The sequence below is a fragment of the Actinoplanes sp. NPDC049316 genome (assembly GCF_040677315.1).
In the GTDB taxonomy this organism is placed as follows: Bacteria; Actinomycetota; Actinomycetes; order Mycobacteriales; family Micromonosporaceae; genus Actinoplanes.
Genome location: NZ_JBFAQM010000002.1, coordinates 186,982 through 207,619, shown reverse-complemented (window position 1 = coordinate 207,619; position 20,638 = coordinate 186,982). Strand labels below are relative to the sequence as shown.

General features: G+C 72.6%; 22 protein-coding genes. 15 read left to right on the top strand and 7 right to left on the bottom strand.

Annotation, left to right across the window (positions count from 1 at the left end; all coding sequences use genetic code 11):
- Window positions 1–47: 47 nt before the first annotated feature.
- From AB0K03_RS03495 to AB0K03_RS03485, 3 genes are all read right to left on the bottom strand, one after another.
- Window positions 48–4,319 (bottom strand): GH92 family glycosyl hydrolase, encoded by a 4,272-nt coding sequence (locus tag AB0K03_RS03495; protein ID WP_364679871.1) that lies wholly within the window; start codon window positions 4,317–4,319, stop codon window positions 48–50.
- A gap of 236 nt (window positions 4,320–4,555) precedes the next feature.
- Window positions 4,556–5,206, bottom strand: a complete 651-nt coding sequence (locus AB0K03_RS03490) for a response regulator transcription factor (RefSeq protein ID WP_364679868.1) — start codon at window positions 5,204–5,206, stop codon at window positions 4,556–4,558.
- Window positions 5,203–6,306 (bottom strand): histidine kinase, encoded by a 1,104-nt coding sequence (locus AB0K03_RS03485; protein ID WP_364679865.1) that lies wholly within the window; start codon window positions 6,304–6,306, stop codon window positions 5,203–5,205. Before AB0K03_RS03485 ends, AB0K03_RS03490 begins: the two co-directional genes overlap by 4 nt.
- A gap of 146 nt (window positions 6,307–6,452) precedes the next feature.
- Here AB0K03_RS03485 and AB0K03_RS03480 point away from each other — a divergent pair, with 146 nt between their 5' ends.
- Window positions 6,453–6,956, top strand: coding sequence for a hypothetical protein (locus AB0K03_RS03480; protein ID WP_364679864.1), 504 nt, complete (start codon window positions 6,453–6,455; stop codon window positions 6,954–6,956).
- Here the strand turns inward: AB0K03_RS03480 and AB0K03_RS03475 are convergent.
- A complete protein-coding gene (locus AB0K03_RS03475; protein WP_364679861.1) occupies window positions 6,953–7,810 on the bottom strand; it encodes an arginase family protein in 858 nt (285 codons plus the stop codon). The two genes, AB0K03_RS03480 and AB0K03_RS03475, sit on opposite strands and share 4 nt — an antisense overlap.
- 201 nt (window positions 7,811–8,011) lie before the next feature.
- On the opposite strand from AB0K03_RS03475, the gene AB0K03_RS03470 reads away from it, so the two are divergent.
- The 7 genes from AB0K03_RS03470 (at window position 8,012) to AB0K03_RS03440 (ending at window position 12,937) form a co-directional block, all read left to right on the top strand.
- Window positions 8,012–9,055, top strand: a complete 1,044-nt coding sequence (locus AB0K03_RS03470) for a LacI family DNA-binding transcriptional regulator (RefSeq protein WP_364679859.1) — start codon at window positions 8,012–8,014, stop codon at window positions 9,053–9,055.
- 42 nt (window positions 9,056–9,097) lie between these two features.
- Window positions 9,098–9,451, top strand: a complete 354-nt coding sequence (locus tag AB0K03_RS03465) for a hypothetical protein (RefSeq protein WP_364679857.1) — start codon at window positions 9,098–9,100, stop codon at window positions 9,449–9,451.
- Window positions 9,452–9,455: 4 nt separating this feature from the next.
- Complete coding sequence (ligD, locus tag AB0K03_RS03460) at window positions 9,456–10,412, top strand: non-homologous end-joining DNA ligase (protein WP_364679854.1); 957 nt, start codon at window positions 9,456–9,458, stop codon at window positions 10,410–10,412.
- A gap of 13 nt (window positions 10,413–10,425) precedes the next feature.
- Window positions 10,426–10,827, top strand: a complete 402-nt coding sequence (locus tag AB0K03_RS03455) for a GNAT family N-acetyltransferase (protein WP_364679852.1) — start codon at window positions 10,426–10,428, stop codon at window positions 10,825–10,827.
- Window positions 10,828–10,893: 66 nt separating this feature from the next.
- Window positions 10,894–11,793 carry an intradiol ring-cleavage dioxygenase gene (locus AB0K03_RS03450; RefSeq protein ID WP_364679851.1) on the top strand — a complete coding sequence of 300 codons (900 nt, stop codon included), beginning with the start codon at window positions 10,894–10,896 and terminating at the stop codon, window positions 11,791–11,793.
- A gap of 96 nt (window positions 11,794–11,889) precedes the next feature.
- On the top strand, window positions 11,890–12,549 hold the full coding sequence (locus AB0K03_RS03445) for a hypothetical protein (protein WP_364679848.1): 660 nt from the start codon (window positions 11,890–11,892) through the stop codon (window positions 12,547–12,549).
- A 31-nt stretch (window positions 12,550–12,580) separates the two neighbouring features.
- Window positions 12,581–12,937: an MmcQ/YjbR family DNA-binding protein gene (locus AB0K03_RS03440; RefSeq protein ID WP_364679845.1), complete on the top strand. Its 357-nt coding sequence runs from the start codon at window positions 12,581–12,583 to the stop codon at window positions 12,935–12,937.
- A gap of 35 nt (window positions 12,938–12,972) precedes the next feature.
- Here AB0K03_RS03440 and AB0K03_RS03435 read toward each other — a convergent pair whose 3' ends face one another.
- Together AB0K03_RS03435 and AB0K03_RS03430 are read right to left on the bottom strand one after the other, a co-directional pair.
- Entirely contained in the window at window positions 12,973–13,740 is a 768-nt protein-coding gene (locus AB0K03_RS03435) for an ABC transporter permease (RefSeq protein ID WP_364679842.1), read from the bottom strand.
- Window positions 13,737–14,651 (bottom strand): ABC transporter ATP-binding protein, encoded by a 915-nt coding sequence (locus AB0K03_RS03430; RefSeq protein ID WP_364679839.1) that lies wholly within the window; start codon window positions 14,649–14,651, stop codon window positions 13,737–13,739. The genes AB0K03_RS03435 and AB0K03_RS03430 overlap by 4 nt, the downstream gene beginning before the upstream one ends.
- 312 nt (window positions 14,652–14,963) lie before the next feature.
- Here AB0K03_RS03430 and rnhA point away from each other — a divergent pair, with 312 nt between their 5' ends.
- A complete protein-coding gene (rnhA, locus tag AB0K03_RS03425; RefSeq protein WP_364679836.1) occupies window positions 14,964–15,425 on the top strand; it encodes a ribonuclease HI in 462 nt (153 codons plus the stop codon).
- Window positions 15,426–15,453: 28 nt separating this feature from the next.
- Here rnhA and AB0K03_RS03420 read toward each other — a convergent pair whose 3' ends face one another.
- Complete coding sequence (locus AB0K03_RS03420) at window positions 15,454–15,876, bottom strand: MarR family transcriptional regulator (protein ID WP_364679834.1); 423 nt, start codon at window positions 15,874–15,876, stop codon at window positions 15,454–15,456.
- Window positions 15,877–15,927: 51 nt separating this feature from the next.
- Between AB0K03_RS03420 and AB0K03_RS03415 the strand changes: the two genes are divergently transcribed.
- The 6 genes from AB0K03_RS03415 to AB0K03_RS03390 are packed head-to-tail and all read left to right on the top strand — an operon-like array spanning window position 15,928 to window position 20,539.
- Window positions 15,928–16,494 (top strand): TIGR03086 family metal-binding protein, encoded by a 567-nt coding sequence (locus tag AB0K03_RS03415; protein ID WP_364679832.1) that lies wholly within the window; start codon window positions 15,928–15,930, stop codon window positions 16,492–16,494.
- A 20-nt stretch (window positions 16,495–16,514) separates the two neighbouring features.
- Entirely contained in the window at window positions 16,515–17,168 is a 654-nt protein-coding gene (locus AB0K03_RS03410; protein WP_364679829.1) for a carboxymuconolactone decarboxylase family protein, read from the top strand.
- Window positions 17,165–17,992, top strand: a complete 828-nt coding sequence (locus AB0K03_RS03405; protein ID WP_364679827.1) for an ABC transporter ATP-binding protein — start codon at window positions 17,165–17,167, stop codon at window positions 17,990–17,992. Before AB0K03_RS03410 ends, AB0K03_RS03405 begins: the two co-directional genes overlap by 4 nt.
- Entirely contained in the window at window positions 17,989–18,789 is an 801-nt protein-coding gene (locus tag AB0K03_RS03400; protein WP_364679825.1) for an ABC transporter permease, read from the top strand. Before AB0K03_RS03405 ends, AB0K03_RS03400 begins: the two co-directional genes overlap by 4 nt.
- Window positions 18,786–19,925 carry a sensor histidine kinase gene (locus AB0K03_RS03395; protein WP_364679822.1) on the top strand — a complete coding sequence of 380 codons (1,140 nt, stop codon included), beginning with the start codon at window positions 18,786–18,788 and terminating at the stop codon, window positions 19,923–19,925. Before AB0K03_RS03400 ends, AB0K03_RS03395 begins: the two co-directional genes overlap by 4 nt.
- Window positions 19,922–20,539, top strand: a complete 618-nt coding sequence (locus AB0K03_RS03390) for a response regulator transcription factor (protein WP_364679819.1) — start codon at window positions 19,922–19,924, stop codon at window positions 20,537–20,539. Before AB0K03_RS03395 ends, AB0K03_RS03390 begins: the two co-directional genes overlap by 4 nt.
- Window positions 20,540–20,638: the final 99 nt, after the last annotated feature.

Genomic DNA, 20,638 nt, shown 5'->3' with positions numbered 1-20,638 from the left:
GCCGCGGACCCCTGGCGGGGGTCCGCGGCGCTTCGGTCAGCGGATGGTCAGATTCGTGCGCACTGGGCCAGGCGGGCGCCCGTACCCGTGGTGGGCAGGCCGTTGTTGACCGGCGCCGGCTGGTTGCCGGTGCAGGTCAGCGGCCCGTTCACCGTGTCGGCCGCGACGACCGTGGCCGTACGGTTGTGCAGCAGCGTGACCGCACCCTTGACGGTCGACGCCTCCAGCAGCACCGGACCGGAACCGGTGACCGTGACCGGGCCGTTGACCGTGGCGTGCAGCAGCGACACCGTGCCCGCGCCGGTCGCGGTGACCGCCGCCCGCAGGGTCGCACCGGAGACGTAGAGCGACGCGCCCTTGGAGACCGTCACCAGGCCGGTCACGGTCGCACCCTCCTTGATGCAGGTGACGCCCGACTTGACCGACACCGCACCGACCACCTTGTCGGCGATCGTGGTGGTGCAGGCCGGAGTGGGCCTGCCGAGCAGCTCGATCTCGGCGAGCGTGGTGCTCGTCTCGCCGGTGTTGGCGGCGACGTCGAGCTTGTACGACGTGTACCGGCCCGGCTTCGCGATCTTGAACGGCCGGGTCTGCAGGCGCCAGTCGAAGGTCTGGTCGCTGCGCTCGTCGATGGTCGTCCAGGTGGTGCCGTCGTACGAGCCGGACAGCTTCCACGCCTTGGGGTCGCCGGCCACCGCACCCGAGGTGAGGGTGTAGTAGTCGGCCTGCTGGCCGCCACCGGTGAAGTCCCACTGCCACGACGGCATCGCCGAGGCGAAGACCGCGCGGGTGTTCGAGGTGTCGTCCACCAGCGCCGGCTCCGACGCCGTTCCCTTGCCCGGGCCGGTCAGGTCGCGCAGCGGGCTCGGCACCGCGTCACCGGTGGTGATGGACGGCGGCGCCGCGTCGTCGCCCGTACCCCAGGTGGACGGTTCCGGACCCATCGCGAAGTCCAGCACCGCGCCGTCGGCGAGCAGCGAGTGGGGCAGGGACGTCGACGTGTACGCCTTCCCGTTGACTTTCAGCGACTGGACGTACACGTTCTTCGCGCTGTTGTCCGGGGCGTTGACCACGATCTTCTTGCCGCCGGGCAGGTTGATCGTGGCCTTGGTGAACAGCGGCGACCCGATCGCGTACGCCGGGCTGCCCATCTGCAGCGGGTAGAAGCCCAGCGCGCTGAAGATGTACCAGGCGCTCATCTCGCCGTTGTCCTCGTCGCCCGGGTAGCCCTGGCCGATCTCGCTGCCCAGGTAGAGCCGGGACAGCGCCTCGCGCACGATCTTCTGCGCCTTGGCGGGCTGCCCGGCGTAGTCGTACATGTAGGGGATGTGGTGCGACGGCTGGTTGCTGAAGCCCCACTGACCCATGCGGACGTCACGCGCCTCGAGCATCTCGTGGATCGTGCCGCCGTACGAGCCGGGGAACCCGGCGGTCTCGGGCGTCGAGAAGAACTTGTCGAGCTTGTCGGCGAGCTTGTCCTTGCCGCCGTACAGGTTGGCGAGGCCCTGACCGTCCTGCGGCACGTGGAACGCCATGTTCCAGCCGTCGGTCTCGGTGTAGTCGTAGCCCCAGACCCGTGGGTCGTACGTGGCCGGCGGGTTGCGCCAGGTGCCGTTGCTGTCCTTGCCCTGGAAGAAGTTCACGTTCGGGTCGAACATGTTCACGTAGTTCTGGGCGCGGTTGCGGAAGTACTCGGCCTGCTCGGCGTACTCGCCGGCCTTGGGTCCGCCCTTCTTCGCCAGCGCCGCCGCCATGTTGGCGATGCCGAAGTCGTTGATGTAGCCGTCCATGGCCCAGGACATGGCCTCGCCGGTGACGTCGAGCGGGGTGTAGCCCTTGAAGATCGACGTCGCCAGGCCCTTACGGCCCACGTTCTGGTTCGGCGGCGTGACGGTCGCGTTCTTGACCGCGGCCCGGTAGGCGGTCTCGGCGTCGATGCCGGGCACACCCTTGAGGTACGCGTCCGCGAACGCGACGTCGGAGCTGGTGCCGACCATCAGGTTGGCGTAGCCGGGGGAGGACCACCGGGAGATCCAGCCGCCGTCGCGGTACTGCTGCACGAAGCCGTCGACCATCTCGCCGGCGGACTCCGGCGTGAGCAGCGAGTACGCCGGCCACGTGGTGCGGTACGTGTCCCAGAAGCCGTTGTTGACGTACACCTTGCCGTCCTTGACCGGCGCGCCGGTCTCGGTGGGCGAGCTGGCCGGGCTGGTGACCGCCGACTGCACGGTGTGCTTCCAGACGGGCGCTGCGGCAGTCCCGGTGTTCTCGTAGCCGGAGTTCGGGTAGAGGAACAGCCGGTACATGTTCGAGTAGAGCGTGACGAGCTGGTCCTCGGACGCGCCCTCGACCTCGACGGTCTTCAGCTTGGCGTCCCAGGCGGCCTGCGCGCGGTCGCGGATCTGCGCGACCGTCGCGTCCGCGGCGACCTCCAGGTCGAGGTTGTGCTTGGCCTGCTCGACGCTGATCAGCGAGGTGGCGATGCGCATCGTCACCGTCTTGTCCTGCGTGGTGTCGAACTTGACGTAGCCCGTCGACGGGCGGTTGCCGGTGGGCAGCATGCCGCTCGCGGTGATCGGGGCGTCGACGGTCGCGTACATGAACATGCGGGTGTAGCCGGCGGAGAGGCTGCCGCTGTTCACGTCGGACCAGCCGGAGACGGCGCGGTTGGCCGCGTCGATGGTCAGGCCCGCGCGGCTGTCGACGTTGTCGAAGACGAGGTTCGAGCTGTCGCCGGTGAAGGTGAACTGGAACAGCGCGGCGTGGTCGGTCGGCGCGAACTCCGTCTTGAGGCCGTTGTCGAAGGTGACGCGGTAGTAGTACGGCTTCGCCACCTCGTTCTCGTGCCCGAACGCGAGCGCGCGGTTGGCGCGGTTGGCGTCCGGCGTGCCGGTGGCGGCCGACGGCATCACCTGGAACGTCTGCCGGTCACCCATCCACGGGCTGGGCTCGTGGCTCGCCGCGAACGCCTGCAGGGTGGGCCGGTTCGCCGCGTTGTTCTGGCGGTGGTACTCGTACAGCCAGTTGACGGAGCCGGCGTTGGTCATCGGCGTCCAGAAGTTGAAGCCGTGCGGCACCGCGGTGGCCGGGAAGTTGTTGCCGCGGGAGAAGTCGCCCGAGGACTGCGTGCCGCGGCGGGTCTCGGCGTACTCGGAGAGGTGGGTCCGGGGCTGCGCCGGCGGGACCTCGCGGATCGCGATGTCGTCGTACCACGCCCGGAAGCTCGTGGGACCGTCCGGCTTGTCGTACCCGACCAGGATCTTGTCGATGGTCTTGCCCTCGGCGACCTTGCCGATCCGGCTGGTGCGCTTGTTCCACTGCGCGGTGTAGAGCGTCTTGGACGCGCCCTGCGCGGCCGGGCTGACGACCACGCCGTGCTGGTCGACGGCCTTCAGGTCCGACAGGTACGTGCCGTCGGTGAACGCCAGGTCGACGGCCGTGTACGTGGCCGGGTTGCTCAGGTCCTCGCGGTTGAACTCGGGCAGCACCAGGTACGACAGTTCGGTGTCGGCGGTGACCGCCACGTCCACGTCGAAGACCTTGTTGTACGAGTAGCCGCGCCCCTCGGCGGTGTGCCGCCCGGCGATCTGGAACGCCTTGAGCCCGGTGTAGCCCACTCCCGCCTTGGCGGTGGGGGAGCTGGCCGGTCCGTTGCCGATCCGGCTCTGCATCGGGCCGGCCGGGGGCGCGCCGGTGTTGTCGTCGGCGAGCTCGAGGTCGGCGAGCTGCGTCAGGTTGCCAGACGGGTGCCCGGTGATGCTCAGCCGGTAGACCCGGAACGAACCCGGGTTCGCGACCGTGTACGTCTTGGTCTGGAAGCGCTGGTCGAAGGTCTGGCCGGTCCGCGTGTCCACGGTCGTCCAGGCGGCGCCGTCGGCGGAGCCCTCGAGGGTCCAGTCCCGCGGGTCCCGCTCGGGGGCGTCGTTCGCGGACGTCAGCGCGTACTTCACGACGGTGGCCGGGGCGTCGAGCGTGTACTGCGCCCAGCTGGTCGGCGTGTCCACGAGCCACTTGGTGGCCGCGTCGCCGTCGTTGAGGTTGTTCACGCCCTCGTTGGGGTTGGGCTGGGCGTTCGCCGCGATCGCGATGACGTGACCGCGCAGGCTGCCCGGCATGCCGACGGCGACGGAGCCGTCGACACCGCTGCTGCGGTCGCCGTCCACCGTGTCGGTCCAGGTGGGTTGCGGGTCGTCGGTCTCGAAGGACGACGCGAACGAGGCCGCCGCCGCGGCGTGCGCGGCGCCGCCGGAGGCGACCGCCGCGGCCGCGGCCACGAGACTGACGGATAACAGGGCGACACCCCATCGTGGCCGGTGCATGCCGTCTCCTTGCGGGCTGAGGGGAAGGGCTGACGGAAACATCCGCGACACATCGTCACGTGTACCTGTGTCGATACGCAAGGTCTCTACCGAACACGATCGCCCACGATTGACATCGATGTCAGCTCATCCGGCCGAACCCCTTGCCCACCCCCGTCACCTAGGCATATGGTCGGACGGCCGGACCCTGCGCGGGATCAAGCCCGCTGCGGCCCATGTGCGATCGTGTGCGGATTTCAGCGGCCCGCCAGCCCTTCCTCGAAGGCCACGATGACCAGCTGGACGCGGTCGCGTACGCCCAGCTTGGCGATCGCCCGGGTGATGTGGGTCTTCGCCGTCAGCGGGCTGATCACCAGCCGGCGAGCGATGTCCTCGTTGGACAGGCCGGCGGCCACCAGCGCCACCACCTCCCGCTCGCGCGCCGTCAGCACCTCGAGCCGCCGCCCGCCGGGTGTGGCCGCGGGGCGCTGCGCGAACTGGGTGACCACCCGGCGGGTGACGCTCGGCGAGAGCAGGGCCTCCCCGGCCGCCACGACCCGGACGGCGTGCCGCAGGCCCTCCGGGTCCACCTCCTTGGTGAGGAAGCCGCTCGCACCGGCGGCCAGCGCGGCGAACACGTACTCGTCGGTCTCGAAGGTGGTCAGGATGACGACCCGGCACTGCGGCGACGCGGCGACGATGCGCCGGGTCGCCTCAATGCCGTCGAGACCCGGCATGCGGATGTCCATCAGGACCACGTCCGGGCGTACGGCACGCGCCGCGCGGACCGCCTCGTCGCCGGTCGACGCCTCGCCGACGACCTCGATTCCCCGGTCCCGCTTGAGCAGGCTGCGGAACCCCGCCCGGACCAGGTGCTGGTCGTCGGCCAGCAACACGGAGACCGTCACAGCGCCAGCGGGATCGTCGCGTGGACCGTGAAGCCGCCCGCGGCCCCGGATCCGGCGGTCAGCGCGCCGCCCAGTGCGGCCACCCGTTCGCGCATCCCCATGATTCCGCGTCCTTCCGTCACCGGCCCGCCGCTGCCGTCGTCCGTGATGTCCGCGACGACCGCGTCCGGGCCGTAGTCCAGCGTCACGGCGGCGGATGTGGCCCCGGCGTGCCGCACGGTGTTGGTCAGCGACTCCTGCACCACGCGGTACATCGCCGTCGCGACCGGGGCGGGCACGGCCGTCCGCTCGCCGCGCTCGGCGACGTGCACCGCCACACCGGCCGACCGTACCCGCTCGGCGAGGTCGTCGAGGCCCTCCAGCCCGTGCGCCGGCTCGCCGCCTTCGAAGCGCAGGACGTCCACGAGAGCCCGCAGGTCACCCATCGCGCGGCCGCGGACGTCCTGGGCCAGCCGCAGCGCGTCGCGCGCCTCCGCCGGGTCGTCGTCGAACGCGTCGAGGGCCACGTTGAGATGCACCCCCACGACGGCCAGCGTGTGCGAGACCACGTCGTGCAGGTCGCGCGCGATGTCGACGCGTTCCTCCGCCCGGCGCCGCCGGGCCTCGAGCTCCCGTTGCTCCAGCGTCTGCCGCAGCCGGCCGGCGACCTCGTCCTGCCAGCGCCGGGTGCTCCGGTACGCCTGCGCCAGCGCGAGCGCCGCGGCCAGCCACAGCGCCTCCGCGCCGACCCGGCCGATCGTGGCGTCGAAGCTGCCCAGCTGCACGAAGTAGTCCCAGACGAAGCCGTACCAGACGGTGAGCGCGCCGGCCACGACCGCCGTACGGACCCGCCCGGCGAGCACGTTCGCCGCGAACGCCGCGGTCGCCGGCCACACCCAGCCCGCGCCGATCAGATCGGCCGTCCGCCACGCCGTGACACAGCACAGCGAGACGATGAGGACGGTGGCCGGGAACCGGCGCAGCAGCAGGGTCAGCAGCGCCAGCCCGGTTGCCAGCGACCAGGTCAGCGCCGGGTCCACGGTGCCGCCGGTCAGGGCCAGGCCCGCCGGTACGCCGACGAACGTGGCACCCGCGGCGGTCCACAGCAGAGAAGTGCGCATGCGTCTCACCTCCTGATGAGGGTCTCATTGCTTGCCGGCGACGCTATGGCCGTCCGTGGGCCGGCCGCGTCGTCCCGCGGACGTCTCCGCGACGGGCGCCATCCGAGTACGCCCTACTGCGATCGATGTACGTCTAGGGTGGGCGGGTGACCGCATCGCGAGCCGGGCTGTCCGACGCCGAGTTCGACGCGGTGGAGCGGGAGTTCGGCTTCTCGTTCGCCGACGACCACCGCGCCTTCCTCGCCGCGGGGCTGCCCGTGGGCCGCGGCTGGCCGGATTGGCGCGACGGGGACCGGGCCGAGCTGCGCGACCGCCTCGCGATGCCGGTCGAGGGCGTGCTCTTCGACGTCGCGGAGAACGGTTTCTGGTACGGCGCCTGGGGACCGCAGCCGCCGGAGCCCGCCGACGCGGTGATCGTGGCGCGGCGTTTCCTCATGACGGTGCCGCGCCTGATCCCCGTCTACTCACACCGCTATCTGCCCGCGGGCCGTGGCACGTCCGGCCATCCCGTGCTCTCGGTGATGCAGACGGACGTCATCGCGTACGGCACCGACCTCGACGACTACCTCCGGCGTGAGTTCGGCGGCGGCGGGCCCGGCCCTGTGCGGGGCGCGCGGCCCACCGTCGCGTTCTGGAAGGACCTGCTCTAGGTCAGCGCCGCCACGATCGCGTCCACGAGCGGGGCCAGCCCGACCTCCTCGGGAACGTGGTCGGGGTTGACCTCGGTGACCGTCATCCCGGCGAACTGCGGGCTGGCCACCAGCACCGACAGCGTCTCGACCACCTCCTGCAGGGTCAGGCCCCGCGGCTCCGGGACGTCGGCGAACGGCGCCTGCGCGAACGCCAGCACGTCGACGTCGAAGTGGACGACGAAGTGGCTCGCGGCGGCCTCCGCGGCGAACCGGGCCCGCGCCGCCGCCTTCGCCGGGCCGGTGCGCACCTCGTTCGCCGGCACGTATCCGAGGTGGAGGCGATCCACGAGGTCGCGTTCCGGGTCGCCGGGCGGCAGGTCGAAGCCGTACGTGACCACGCGCTCCGGGGTGATCGACGCGACCGCCGCCACCGTGGGGTCGCAGCCCTGCAGGCCGAGCATGTGCGCCAGCCCCATCGCGTCGAGGTTGCCGTGCGGGCGGGTCTCGGGGGTGTACAGGTCCGGGCCGCCGTCGATGTAGACCAGTGCGGCGCCCGGCGTCGCGGCGACCAGCCCCAGCGTGACCGTGCAGTCGCCGCCGAGCACCAGTGGCACGCCGGGCGCGGTCGCGGCGGCCCGGGCGACGTCCGTGGCGACCCGCGCCACCGCCGCGGCGTTCTGAGCCGTGGGATGGGCCGGGTCGGGGCGCCATCGGAAGCCGGGGACGTCGCCCAGGTCCTGGACGGCGACGCCCCGATCGTCGAGCGCGGCGAGCAGCCCCGCGGCCCGCAGCGCGGCCGGGGCGCGGTCCACGCCCGGCGTGTGGGCACCCGCGCTCGAGGGCGCGCCGATCACACTCCACCGGGGAACCATGCGGCCATGCTGCCATGACGGCGCGGCGGGCGCGGGGTCCGGCTTCCGCCGCAGATCACCCGAACCACGCCGAAGCAGATGGTTTCGGGCAAGCCGGCGTGGGGTGTGGCCGACATCGATGTCATACTTTCGTCCTCCACCGCCCGTGGGAATCCTGCACCGCCGTGAGAACCCTCGACCGCCTGTGAGATTCGGAGCGCCATGACCGCATCCCGGTCCGCCGACGGAGCCGTCGACGTCGCGGCCGTACGCCGCCCCACGCTGACGCAGGTGGCCGCGCTGGCCGGCGTCAGCCTGAAGACGGCGTCGCGGGCGCTCAACGACGAGCCGAACGTCGCCGAGGCCACCGGCCGCCGCGTCCGCGAGGCGGCGGACCTGCTCGGCTACCGCCTCAACGGCATCGCGCGGGAGCTGCGCCGCGGCGCGACCTCGGCGCTCGTCGGGCTGATCAGCGGCGACCTGACGAACCCGTTCTACTCGGCCGTGGCCAGCGGGATCGAGCGGGAACTGCGCCAGCACGGGCTGCAGCTCGTGACCGCCAACAACGACGAGGACGCCGAGCTCGAACGCGCCCTGGTGGACGCCTTCCTCGAACGCCGGGTGCGCGCCCTGCTCGTCGTCCCCAGCGGCGAGGGCCACGAATACCTCGCCATCGAGGGCAATCGGGGGGTGCCGTTCGTCTTCCTGGACCGGCCCCCGGACGGCCTCGACGCGGACGCGGTGCTCATCGACAACGTCGGCGGCGCCCGGGCCGCGGGCGAGCACCTGCTGGCGGCCGGTCACCGGCGCATCGCCCTGATCGCGGACCTGGCCCGGATGGCGCCTCAGCGCGGCCGCATCGACGGTTTCGTGCAGGCGATGGAGGCGGCGGGCAACGACGGCTGGCGGCCGTACCTGCGGACCGACGTGCACGACGTGCACCGCGCCGAGCGGACCGTCCGCGAGCTCCTCGAGCTGGACCCGGCGCCCACGGCCCTGTTCACCACGAACAACCGGCTGACGACCGGGGCGTTGCGGGCGCTGCGCGGGCACCCGCAGCCGCCGGCGCTGCTCGGCTTCGACGACTTCGACCTGGCCGACGTGATCGGTGCGACCGTCGTCGCGCACGACTCGGTCGCCATGGGACGCGAGGCGGCGAGGCTGGCGCACCAGCGCATCAGCGGCTTCTCCGGCCCGGCCCGTACGGTGATCATCTCTACCACCGTGATCGCCCGTGGCAGCGGGGAGCGTCCACCCGCCTCGTGACATGCCGCGCGCGGGCGCCCGGCCTGCCCTAAAGTCCTTGGCGTGACGCTGGAGATCGAGCGGTCGCCGCTGGCGCCCCGGCCGGTGGCGTACCGGACGGCGGAGGACATCCGCGAGGACCGGCTGGCGGCTGCGCGCCGTACGGAGGCGGCCCTGCACGTCCTTCTCGTCACGCTCGTGTGGCTCGTCGTCGTGCCGTTCCTGCTCGGCTGGGGACTGCTCGGCCCGCAGCGGGAGGCCGGCACGCTCGCCCTCGCCGCCCTGCTCGCCGTGGTGCTGCCGTTCACCGCGGCGGTGATCGCCACCCGCAGCCGGCTCTACTTCACCGGCGGGGTGTACGTGGTGCTGACCCTGGTCATGATGCTTCCCGCGATCAGCATCGTGCGGGCAGGATGAGCACATGGCGGCGGAGAAGGAAGAGCGCGACGGCGTACCCCTGACCAACCTGGACCAGGAGCTCTTCCCCGGCGCCGGGGCGACCAAGCGGGACCTCGTCGACTACCTCGACGCGGTCGGCGACCGCATCGTCCCGGTCCTGCGGGACCGGCCGCTCTCCGTCGTACGGGTCCTGCGCGGTCAGGACAGGTTCATGCAGAAGAACCTGCCGAAATACACCCCCGAGTGGGTGCCGCGGACGAAGGTGTGGGCCGAGGCGTCGCAACGGGAGGTCCTGTACGCGCTCTGCAACGACCGGCGCACGCTGCTGTGGTTCGCCAACCAGCGCGCGGTCGAGTACCACCCCACGCTGATGACGATCGCCGACCCGCACCACCCGACGCACCTCATCATGGACCTCGATCCGCCGGAGGGCGGCGCCTTCGGCCTCGCGGTGGCCGCGGCCCGGCTGGTCCGGCAGGCGCTCGCCGACGCCGGCCTGGACGGCGCGGTCAAGACCAGCGGCTCCAAGGGACTGCACGTCTTCGTCCCGCTCGCCGGCGCCGCGACCGAGGACGTGGCCGCCGCGACCCGCGCCGTGGCGGCCCGCGCCGAACGGCTCGACCCGGAGCTGGCCACGACGGCGTTCATCCGCGAGGACCGGCACGGCAAGGTGTTCCTCGACGCGACCCGCTCCGGCGGCGCCAGTGTGGCCGCCGCGTACAGCCCCCGGGCGCGGCCGGGCGTGCCGGTCTCGTTCCCGGTGCGCTGGGACGATCTCGACGACCTGACACCGGCGGACTTCACGGTGCACACTGCGCCGGGCCTCCTCGCCGACCGGGACCCCTGGGCGGCGGCCATGCCCGCGCCGCAGCAACTGGACGCCGGGCTGGTGGCGGAGGGCCACACCATCCCGGTGGCGCGGGTCGCGGCGATGCACGAGGGCAAGCGACGCGCCCGGGCCCGCCGAGCCGGTGCCTGAGCGGCCCCGCCCGGTGCGCGAGCGGGAAGCCGAAGACCTCGACGATTGCGTACGCCTTCTGCGCGACGTGCACGAAGCCGACGGCTACCCGATGAACTGGCCGTCCGACCCGGTTCGCTGGTTGTCCCCGCCCGGCCGGGCCCTCGTGGCGCTGCACGACGGCTTCGTCGCGGGGCACGTCGTCGTCACCGCGGCCGGCGAGCTCAGCCGGCTCTTCGTGGATCCCGCGCGGCGCGGGCGCGGCTTGGCGGCTTCGCTGGTCGCCGCGGCGGAGCGCCACGGCGCCCGGTGGCTGGAGGTCGTCGACGGGCGGGCCGCCGGCTTCTACGAGCGACTGGGCTGGACCCTGACCGGGACGAAGCGCGCGGAGTGGGACGCCTCCGTGCAACTGCGGTGCTATCGCAAACCACAGTGACGCCACAGGCCGCGCACAGACGCGACCGGTTTGCTCGGTGCAGCCGATCAGAGAGGGCGTTCCGTGATGGAAGACAACTCCGCGTACGTACGCCGCGTCCACGACAAAGGCCTGCAGTTCGACCTGCGCACCATGTCGCGCCGCCGGTTGCTCGCCGCGCTGGGTGGGGCCGGAGCGATGGCCCTCGTCGGGGCCTGCAGCACCGGCGCGGAGGCCGAGACCACGCCGGCGGCGTCCGCGTCGAGCAGGGGCTCGCTCGCCGAGGTCGAGTCGGAGACGGCGGGACCGTACCCGGCCGACGGCTCCAACGGGCCGGACGTGCGGACCCTCGGCGGGATCGTCCGCAAGGACATCCGATCCTCGTTCGGCGACGCCGACGGTGTTGCCGAGGGCGTACCCCTGGAATTCGCTCTCGTCGTGAAGGATCTCAACGGCGCGGCGGTGAACGGCGCCGCCGTGTACGCGTGGCACTGCGACCGCGACGGCAACTACTCGCTGTACTCCACCGGCGTCACGGACCAGAACTACCTGCGCGGCATCCAGCAGACCGACGAGACCGGCACGGCCGCCTTCACCAGCATCTTCCCGGCCTGCTACTCGGGCCGCTGGCCGCACATCCACTTCGAGGTCTACTCGTCGCTGGAGAACGCCACCAGCGGCTCCGGCCCCATCGTGAAAACCTCACAGATCGCGATTCCCGAAGACGTTTCCAAGGCGGTGTACGCGACAGCCGGGTACAGCAAGAGCGTGACGAACCTGAGTCAGGTCACCCTCGCCACCGACAACGTGTTCGGCGATGATTCGGCGGCCCGGGAACTCGCCACGGTCACGGGCAGCGTGGACGCCGGTTACCGCGCGACCCTGACCATCGCGATCGACCCGTCGGGGGAGGAGACCGGCGGGAGCGCGCCCGGTGGCACCCCGCCGTCCGGCGGTCCCGGTGGACCCCCGCCGCCCCGCCCCTGACGTGGGATATCCCACATCGAGGCACTTGTCGACCGATCGGGGTACGTCGAACGGGCCATAGCTTTCGGTCTATGCCTCCGCAGAGAATCTCAACTCATGACCGCGCCCGCGAACGACGCCTTGCTCATCACGCTGCTCGCCGTGTTCACCGCCTGCGCCGGCTACGCGGCCGGCCGCCTGCACCAGTGGTACCGGACCGGCCTGGACCGCGACGAGGCGTACCGGGACGGCTACGACACCGCGACCCGCAGCGTCTTCAGCATGGCGGCCCGGCTCATCGGGCCCCGCCGCGCGGTCCGCGGCACGGCGGTCGTCACCTCGGCGACGATCACCCCCGCCGTGATCACCACGGCCGGGGTGACCGCCGGCGCGGACCGGACCTCGCTCTCCGCCGCCGGCGACCGGACCTCGCCGGTTCCGCTGTCCGCCGGCGACCGGACGTCACCGTCGGTGCCGCTGCCGGCCGGCGACCGGGCCTCGTCGTCCAGCTCGCTGTCCGCATCCGAAGGGCCGGACCGGTCTTCCCCGGCCGTGGTCCTCTCGGGCGGCGTCATCACGTCGGCGGACGACGCGTCGCCCGGCGAGGGCTCGGGCGGGCGGCACCTGGTGCCGGACGAGCTGGTGTCCGCGCCCACCTACCGGCTGCCGCCCGACCGGGTCGCGCGCGCCAAGGTACGCCAGGCGCCGGCCGCCGGGGACGAGGAGCAGGAGACGACGACGCGGCTGCCGTCCGTACCCCGGCCCCGGTCGTCCTGAGAGTGTCGGACCCGGGCGCTAGCGTGCCGGAATGGTCACAGTGCAGCAGGTCAGAACGGTCGCGCTGGGCTTGCCGCGGACGACGGAGCATCTGATCCACGACCGGGTCAAGTTCCGGGTCGGCAAGATCGTGTATGTGGCGTTCTCGCGCGACGAGTCGGTCATGGGGTTCGGCTACCCGAGGGAGGAGAGGCAGGCGCTCGTCGACTCGGAGCCCGGGGTCTTCCACCTGCCCGGCGCGTCGGACATGCGGTTCCAGTGGGTGCAGGCATGGATGGCCGAGCTCGATCCGGCGCGCATGGAGGAGCTGGTGGTGGACGCGTGGCGCATGGTCGTGCCGAAGCGGGTCGCGGCGGCCTACGTGCCGGGGCTGCCGGACCGGGAATGACTGCCTGCCTGAGGACCTGAGCCGCGGTATGCCGGCTACTCCCAGCGGAAGGTGCGGGCGGCCGCGGTCAGCGCGACCGCTGCCCACAGCGTGAGGCTCAGCCAGATCGCGCCCGGGACCGCCGTCCCGTGGGTGAGCGTGTCGCGCAGCGCCTCCGCGTGGGCGGCGAGGGGGAGCAGGAACCAGCCCGCCGTGCCCAGGCCGGGCGCCGCGAACATGATGCCGCCCGCGGCCAGCATCAGCACGTAGATCAGCGTTGCCGCGGCCGTGACGGTCTCCGGGCGCAGCAGGCCGGCCATGAACAGCGCGAGCCCGCAATACGCCGCGGTCGCCAGCACCGTCACGCCGATCGCCGGCAGGAGCTCGGAGAGGGCCGGGCGCCAGCCCACCGCGACGCCGACCGCGGCCAGCGCGAGGATCTGCAGGCCGACGAGGCAGAGGATCGCCGCCGTCTTGGCGAACAGCAGGCCGGGGCGGGTCAGCGGCGAGGCGCCGAGGCGTTTGAGAACGCCGTAGCTGCGCTCGTAGCCGGTGGTGATGGCCTGTCCGGTGAACGCGGTGGACATGACCGTCAGGGCGAGCACCCCGGGGACCACGTAACCGAGGCGGTCGTCGGTGGGCAGGTTGGTCGCGTGGGTGAGGCCCGCGCCGAGCAGGACCAGCAGCGGCACGCCCATCGCCAGGACCACGGCCTCGCCGCGCCGGGCGGTCAGCACCAGTTCCATGCGGATCTGTGACCGCAGGATGCCGCGCATCGGAGCCCGGCGGGGTGCGGGTGTGAACGTGCCGGTGCTCGTGGTCATCGGGCAGCTCCTGCGGTCAGGGCCAGGTAGACGTCCTCGAGGGTCCGGCGGCGCGTGTCGACCGCGGTCACCCGGGCGCCGGCCTGCGCGAAGCGGGCGAGGACCGCGGCGATCGCCTGCGTGTCGAGGGTGCCGGCCACCGCGTACTCGCCCGGGACGTCCTCGGTCACCTTGGCGTCCAGCCCCGCGGCCAGCGTGGCGAGCGGCAGGCCGGGCTCCGCGCGTACCTGAAGGAGGTCGATGCCGGCGGCGGCCGTGAGCTCCGCGGGCGTGCCCGTCGCCGCGACCCGGCCGCCGTCGATGATCACGACGTGGTCGGCGAGGCTCTCGGCCTCGTCCAGCAGGTGCGTGGTGAGCAGCACCGACACGCCGTCGGCGCGGAGGTCCTCGACGAGCTCCCAGGTGGTCCGGCGGGCGCCCACGTCCATGCCGGCGGTGGGCTCGTCGAGGAACACGAGCTCGGGGCGGCCGACCAGCGCGACGGCGAGCGACAGCCGCTGCTGCTCGCCGCCGGACAGCCGCCGGAACGTGGTCTTCGCGAACTTCCGCAGACCCAACCGGTCGAGCAGCATGTCCACATCGAGCGGATTCGCGGAATACGAAGCAAAAAGCCGAAGGATCTCGCCGGCTGTCGCCCAGGGGTAGACACCACCGGACTGCAGCATGATCCCCAGCCGCGGCATCAGCGCGTCGTGGTCGCCGGTGGGGTCCAGGCCGAGGATGCGTACGGATCCGCCGTCGGGCTTGCGGAACCCCTCGCAGACCTGCAACAAGCTGGTCTTTCCCGCGCCGTTGTCGCCCAGCAGCGCCAGGATCGAGGCCTGCGGCACCGTGAGCGAGACACCGTCCACGGCGGTGACCTCGCCGTACCGGACGACGACGTCCTGCACCTCCACGGCGGCTTCGAGCATGCCGAAACTGTACTGTCCGCTCGGTCCGCGACCGCCGGGCCACCGCCGCGGTGTGGCGTACGCCCCGCCGCGGCATTTACGCGCCGCTCCCGGTTCGCTAGGCTCCCTGTTTGGGAGCGCTCCCAGCGCGACTGGTTCTGCGGGGGCAGGCCGCCGGCCCGGGCCGGTTCCCCCCGGAGTCCTGTCCGTCACACAGGTACCCGGCCGGCGGCCTGACACTTCTCCGCGTCTCTGCTGTCCTTCTCCGCCGCTGCGTGCTTCCGGCCATGGCGGTGCGCCGTCGAGCCGGCGCTGCTCGGTAGGGTGCTGCCCATGACAGGCGTGGTCGCGGCGGTGGAGATCTTCACGGACGGCGCCTGCGTGCCGAATCCCGGGCCCGGCGGCTGGGGCGCCGTGCTGCGCTGGGGCGCCACCGAGAAGGACCTCTGCGGCGGCGAGGCCACGCCGACCACCAACAACCGCATGGAGCTCACGGCCCCGATCCGGGCGCTCGAGACGCTGACCCGGGCGCCGCTGCGGGTGCTGCTCTACACGGACAGCATCTACGTGCGCGACGGCATCACGAAGTGGCTGCCCCGCTGGAAGGCCAACGGCTGGCAGACCTCCGCGCGGCAGCCGGTGAAGAATGTCGACCTGTGGCAGCGCCTCGACGCGGTGGTCCGTCGTCACGACGTCGAGTGGCACTGGGTTAAGGGGCACGCGGGACACCCGGAGAACGAACGCGCCGACCGGCTCGCCGCCCGCGGGTTGAAGGAAGCTCTCGCCGCGCGGTGACCCGCCGCCCGTCTGCCCTCCGGGAGCCCTAGAGCGGGCCTTGGTCGAGGCGCTGCAGGACGCGCAGGAACACCCGCCGGTCGGCGGCCGGCAGGTCCGCCAGCAGGCGTTCCTCCTCGGCCCGGATCGCGCGGCGCACGGCCGTGTGCACCCGTCGCCCGGCGGGCGTCAGCCGCAGCAGCCGTACGCGACGGTCGGCCGGATCCGGTTCGCGTTCGATGAGGCCGCGTTCCTGCAGCTCGTCCAGGTCGGCGATGATCCGCGTCTTGTCCGCGCCGATGGCCCGGGCGAGCGCCGCCTGGGTGCGCATCGGCTCGTCGGCGAGCGCGGTCAGCACGACGTAGCCCCACATCGACACGTCGTGCGCGGCGAGGATCGGGCGTTCGGCCGCGACGAGGGTGCGGCCGAGGCGGGCCACCATGGCGGCGAGGTCGGGACGGTCGTCGGCCACGGACGCACGATAACCGTTGACATACCGTACGCAGCAGCAGATCGTAAGCGTATGCGTACGATTGAACTCGACGAGCGCGCCGTGCGCGCGACCGTGACCATCGTCGCCGGGGTCTCGCGGGAGGACCTGTCGCGACCGACACCGTGCGCGGGATGGGACCTGGCGGCCCTCCTCGCCCACATGACCGTGCAGCACCGGGGTTTCGCGGCGGCGGCCGCCGGGCGCGGCGCCGACCCCGCGCTCTGGGTGCCGGCCCCGCTCGCGGCGGACTTCGCGGCCGGCTACGCGGCCGCCGCAGAGGAGGTCATCGCCGCCTTCGCCGCACCCGATGTGCCCGGCAGGGGCTTCGACCTGCCGGAGTTCGGTACGAGGCCGATACCCGGACACCTCGCGATCGGCTTCCACCTCGTCGACTACCTCGTGCACGGCTGGGACGTCGCGACCGCGCTGGGAGTCGCGTACGAGCCGGACGGCGAGCTCGTGACGGCGGCGCTGCCCATTGTGGAGGCGGTGCCGGATGACGAGCGCCGGCTTCAGCCGGGAGCGCCGTTCGCACCGGCTCTGCCCGACCCCGGCACCGGACCGTTCGGCCGCCTTCTCGCCCTGCTGGGGCGTTGAGATCCGGGAATGATCGTCGGATGGACATCGCCCCTGGCCGCCTCGACCATGGTGGAGTGCCGCACATCGATCTGCCCGGGCTGCCGGGCATCGCCGGGCTCCTGACCCGCTATCCGCTGACCGCCCGGCCGCTGAACGAGCTGGCCCAGACCCTGCTCCGGGGCCCGTCACCGCTGACCCCGGGCGAACGCGAGACGATCGCGGCGTACGTCTCCGAGCGCAATGAGTGCGGCTTCTGCGCCGGCACCCACGGCGCGGTGGCGCGCTATCTGCTCGACCGTGAGGGACGGGCCGCCGGCGAGGCCACGCAAGACCCGAGGATGCGGGCGCTCCTGGCGATCGCGGAGAAGGTCCGGCAGGACGGCCGCAATGTCGCCGCGGAGGACGTGGCCCGGGCGCGCGAGCACGGCGCGGACGATCGGGCGGTGCATGACACCGTGCTGATCGCGGCCGCGTTCAGCATGTTCAACCGCTACGTGGACGGGCTGGCCACGGTCGCGCTGCCGAGCCCGGAGGCGTACGAGGGGCACGCGCGGCACCTCGCCGAGAACGGCTACCTGACACCCCGGCCGGCTGACCTCCCTCAGCCGGTGTCCGTCGAACGGTGGACACCGGCTGACCGCCGCCCGGTCGTCCCGCCGCGCACCCCGTGGCCGCGATCCTCGAAGGCATGACAGCCATCCAGGCGCGCGGCCTGCGCAAGACCTACGGCGACCATCTCGCCGTCGGCGGTATAGACCTCGACATCGCCTCCGGCGAGGTGTTCGCCCTGCTCGGGCCGAACGGCGCCGGGAAGACCACCACGGTCGAGATCCTCGAGGGGCACCGGCGCCGCACCGGCGGCGAGGTCCGGGTCCTCGGCGAGGATCCCGGGGCCGCTTCCCGGGCGTGGCGGAGCCGGATCGGCATCGTCCTGCAGAGCGCCTCGGATGCCGGCGATCTCACCGTCGCCGAGGTGGTGCGGCATGTGGCCGGGTTCTATCCGCGACCGCGGCGGGTCGGCGACGCCATCGAGCTGGTGGGGTTGACGGACAAGGCGAACGCCCGGGTGCGGACGCTGTCCGGCGGGCAGCGGCGCCGGCTCGATGTGGCGCTGGGCATCGTGGGGCGTCCCGAGCTGGTGTTCCTCGACGAACCGACGACCGGGTTCGACCCGGAGGCGCGGCGGCGGTTCTGGGGGCTGATCCGGGCGCTGGCCGCCGAGGGAACGACGATCCTGCTCACCACCCATTACCTGGACGAGGCCGAGGCGCTCGCGGACCGGCTCGCCGTGCTGGCGGGCGGGGCGATCGTGGCCGAGGGGACGCCGGCGACGCTCGGCGGGCGTGGCGAGGCGGGGGCGGTCGTGCGGTGGGGCGGCGACCAGGAGACCCGTACGGACGACCCGGCCGCCCTGATCGCCGGGCTCGTCGCGCGGGGAGCCGACCTGAGCGGCCTCACCGTCAGCCGCCCGAGCCTCGAGGACACGTACCTGAGCCTGATCGGAGAAGCCCGATGACCAGCACCCTGACGATCGGCCGGCGGCGCGGCGGCATCGAGATCCTGCAGTTCGTCCGGGACCGGACGGCGATGATCTTCACGTTCCTGTTCCCGGCGCTGCTGCTCCTGCTGTTCGGGACGATCTTCGGCGACGACTACGACCACCCGGGACTGAGCGCGGCGCGGGTCTTCTCCGCCAGCATGATCGCGTACGGGATCGTGTCCACCGCCTTCATCACGATGGGCGTCGGCATCGCCACCGACCGGGAGGACGGCACGCTGAAGCGGCTGCGCGGCACCCCGGCGACCGCCGGCGCGTACTTCCTCGGCAAGCTCATCCTGGTGGCGGCGCTGACCGCGGCCGAGGTGCTCGTGCTGCTCGGCGTCGGGGTGCTGCTGTTCGACATGCCGCTGCCGACGGACGCCGGGCGGTGGTTCACGTTCGGCTGGCTGTTCCTGCTCAGCGTCATCGCCTGCAGCCTGCTGGGCATCGCCGCGAGCGCGCTCGTGCGCTCCGCGCGTACGGCGGGAGCGGTCCTGAACGTGCCCGTCGTGGCGCTGCAGTTCCTCTCCGGGGTCTTCATCCACCCGATCACCCGGTTGCCGGACTGGATGATCACCGTGGCGTCGGTCTTCCCGGTGAAGTGGATGGCGCAGGGCTTCCGGTACGTCTTCCTGCCGGACTCCGCCGCGGCGCTGGAGGCCGGCGGCGCGTGGGAGCTGGGCCGGATCGCCTTGATGCTGGCCGGCTGGTGTGTGATCGGATTGGTGCTGTGCCTGCTGACCTTCCGCTGGACGAACCGCCGCGACGCATGACCGCGGGCCCCGCGCCGCGGCGGCTCATGGACGAGGTGCTGTGGGACGTCTTCTTCGCCGCCGTCGCCCTCGGGGTGGCGGCGGCGGTCGCCGCCCAGGACCCGCACGGCCGGATCGGCGGCCTGGCGAGCATCGCGGCGATCGCCGTGCTCTACGCCGGGTGGGGCCGGCGGGTGGAGCGCAGACAACACCAGGGCGTTTGGTACGCGGCCGTCGTCGTCGCCGTCTTCGCGGCGGGCGCGGCCGCCTCGGACATGGTGAGCTACCTGCTGTTCGGGCTCTGCCCGATGTTCTTCATGCTGCTCGACCTGCGGCCCGCGCTGGTGGCGGTGGTCGTCGCGAACCTGACCCCGCTGGCCGTCGGGTTCGTCCAGGCCGGCTTCGACGTCGGCTATCTCACCCACGCCGGGCCGCTGTTCGTGATGACCGCGGGCGCTTCCGCGTGGCTGGGCGTCTGGATCAACCGGGTGGTGCGGCAGAGCACGGAACGCGCGGAGCTCATCGCCGAGCTGGAGCGCAGCCGCGCCGAGGTGGCCCGCCTGTCGCACGAGGCCGGCGTCGCCGCCGAGCGCGCCCGGCTCGCCGGGGAGATCCACGACACCCTCGCGCAGGGCTTCACCAGCATCATCACGCTGCTGCAGGCCGCGGATCCCGCGCTCGCCGACGAGCGGCTCGCGCTGGCGGTCCGTACGGCGCGGGAGAACCTGGCCGAGTCGCGTGCGCTGGTCGCCGCCCTGGCGCCGCCCGCGCTGGGTGACGGGTCGCTGGTGGATGCGGTACGGCGGCAGGCGGCCCGGGCCTCGGAGGGCACCGGGGCGGCGTCGTCGTTCCGTACGACGGGGGAGGCCCGGCCGCTGCCCACCGCTGTGGAGGTCGTGCTGCTGCGGGCGGCGCAGGAGGCGCTGACGAACGTACGGCGGCATGCGGCCGCTGGGGAGGTGTCGGTGCTGCTGGCGTACGAGGCGGAGAAGGTGCGGCTCGTGGTTCGCGACGACGGCTGTGGTTTCGACCCGGGGCGGCGGCACGGGTTCGGCCTCGACGGCATGCGGGCACGCGCCGGGCAGGTGGGCGGCACGCTGACCGTGCGCAGCGAGCCCGGCACCGGCGCCACGATCGAGCTGGAGGTGCCCGCGTGATCCGGATCCTGCTGGTCGACGACCACCCGGTGGTCCGTCACGGCCTGCGCGGCATGCTGGAGGCCGAACCGGATCTGACCGTGGTGGGCGAGGCCTCGTCCGGCGCCGAGGGCGTCGAGCGGGCGGTCGAGCTGCGCCCCGACATCGTGCTCATGGACCTGCGCATGCCGGGCGGCGACGGCGTCGAGGCGACGGCCCGGATCCTGGCGCGCACCGAGGGCGTCCGCGTGATGGTGCTGACGACGTACGAATCGGATCGTGACATCCTGCGCGCGATCGAAGCCGGCGCCGGCGGCTATCTGCTCAAGGACGCCTCGCCGGCGGAGTTGGCCGGCGCGGTGCGCGCCGCCGCCCGGGGTGAGACGGTGCTCGCGCCGAGCGTCGCGTCCACCCTGGTGCGTCAGGTCCGCAGCCCCGCACCGCCGGCGCTGTCGCAGCGCGAGGCCGAGGTGCTGCGGCTGGTCGCGCGTGGCCTGACGAATGCGGACATCGGACGGGAGCTGTTCATCTCGGAGGCGACCGTGAAGACGCATTTACTGCGGGCGTTCAACAAACTGGACGTTGCTGACCGTACGGCAGCCGTCACGCGAGCGATGGCGCTCGGCCTCATCTGAGCCCTCGCCGGTAAACGCCGCCCGGCAGCGCCCGGTCGGCGCGAGTGGCCGGGAGCGTTCCCATGGCCGGGAACGGGAAAAGCGCTGCCCACAACGGTC

Excerpts from the sequence above, each read along its gene's own strand:
- AB0K03_RS03450 (WP_364679851.1), top strand. The coding sequence starts at position 10,894 with ATGGAAGACAACTCCGCGTACGTACGCCGCGTCCACGACAAAGGCCTG.
- AB0K03_RS03415 (WP_364679832.1), top strand. The coding sequence starts at position 15,928 with ATGCGTACGATTGAACTCGACGAGCGCGCCGTGCGCGCGACCGTGACC.
- AB0K03_RS03430 (WP_364679839.1), bottom strand. The coding sequence starts at position 14,651 with ATGCTCGAAGCCGCCGTGGAGGTGCAGGACGTCGTCGTCCGGTACGGC.
- AB0K03_RS03470 (WP_364679859.1), top strand. The coding sequence starts at position 8,012 with ATGACCGCATCCCGGTCCGCCGACGGAGCCGTCGACGTCGCGGCCGTA.
- AB0K03_RS03495 (WP_364679871.1), bottom strand. The coding sequence starts at position 4,319 with ATGCACCGGCCACGATGGGGTGTCGCCCTGTTATCCGTCAGTCTCGTG.
- AB0K03_RS03475 (WP_364679861.1), bottom strand. The coding sequence starts at position 7,810 with ATGGTTCCCCGGTGGAGTGTGATCGGCGCGCCCTCGAGCGCGGGTGCC.
- AB0K03_RS03485 (WP_364679865.1), bottom strand. The coding sequence starts at position 6,306 with ATGCGCACTTCTCTGCTGTGGACCGCCGCGGGTGCCACGTTCGTCGGC.
- rnhA (WP_364679836.1), top strand. The coding sequence starts at position 14,964 with ATGACAGGCGTGGTCGCGGCGGTGGAGATCTTCACGGACGGCGCCTGC.
- ligD (WP_364679854.1), top strand. The coding sequence starts at position 9,456 with ATGGCGGCGGAGAAGGAAGAGCGCGACGGCGTACCCCTGACCAACCTG.
- AB0K03_RS03400 (WP_364679825.1), top strand. The coding sequence starts at position 17,989 with ATGACCAGCACCCTGACGATCGGCCGGCGGCGCGGCGGCATCGAGATC.
- AB0K03_RS03410 (WP_364679829.1), top strand. The coding sequence starts at position 16,515 with ATGGACATCGCCCCTGGCCGCCTCGACCATGGTGGAGTGCCGCACATC.
- AB0K03_RS03395 (WP_364679822.1), top strand. The coding sequence starts at position 18,786 with ATGACCGCGGGCCCCGCGCCGCGGCGGCTCATGGACGAGGTGCTGTGG.
- AB0K03_RS03435 (WP_364679842.1), bottom strand. The coding sequence starts at position 13,740 with ATGACCACGAGCACCGGCACGTTCACACCCGCACCCCGCCGGGCTCCG.
- AB0K03_RS03405 (WP_364679827.1), top strand. The coding sequence starts at position 17,165 with ATGACAGCCATCCAGGCGCGCGGCCTGCGCAAGACCTACGGCGACCAT.
- AB0K03_RS03440 (WP_364679845.1), top strand. The coding sequence starts at position 12,581 with ATGGTCACAGTGCAGCAGGTCAGAACGGTCGCGCTGGGCTTGCCGCGG.
- AB0K03_RS03445 (WP_364679848.1), top strand. The coding sequence starts at position 11,890 with ATGACCGCGCCCGCGAACGACGCCTTGCTCATCACGCTGCTCGCCGTG.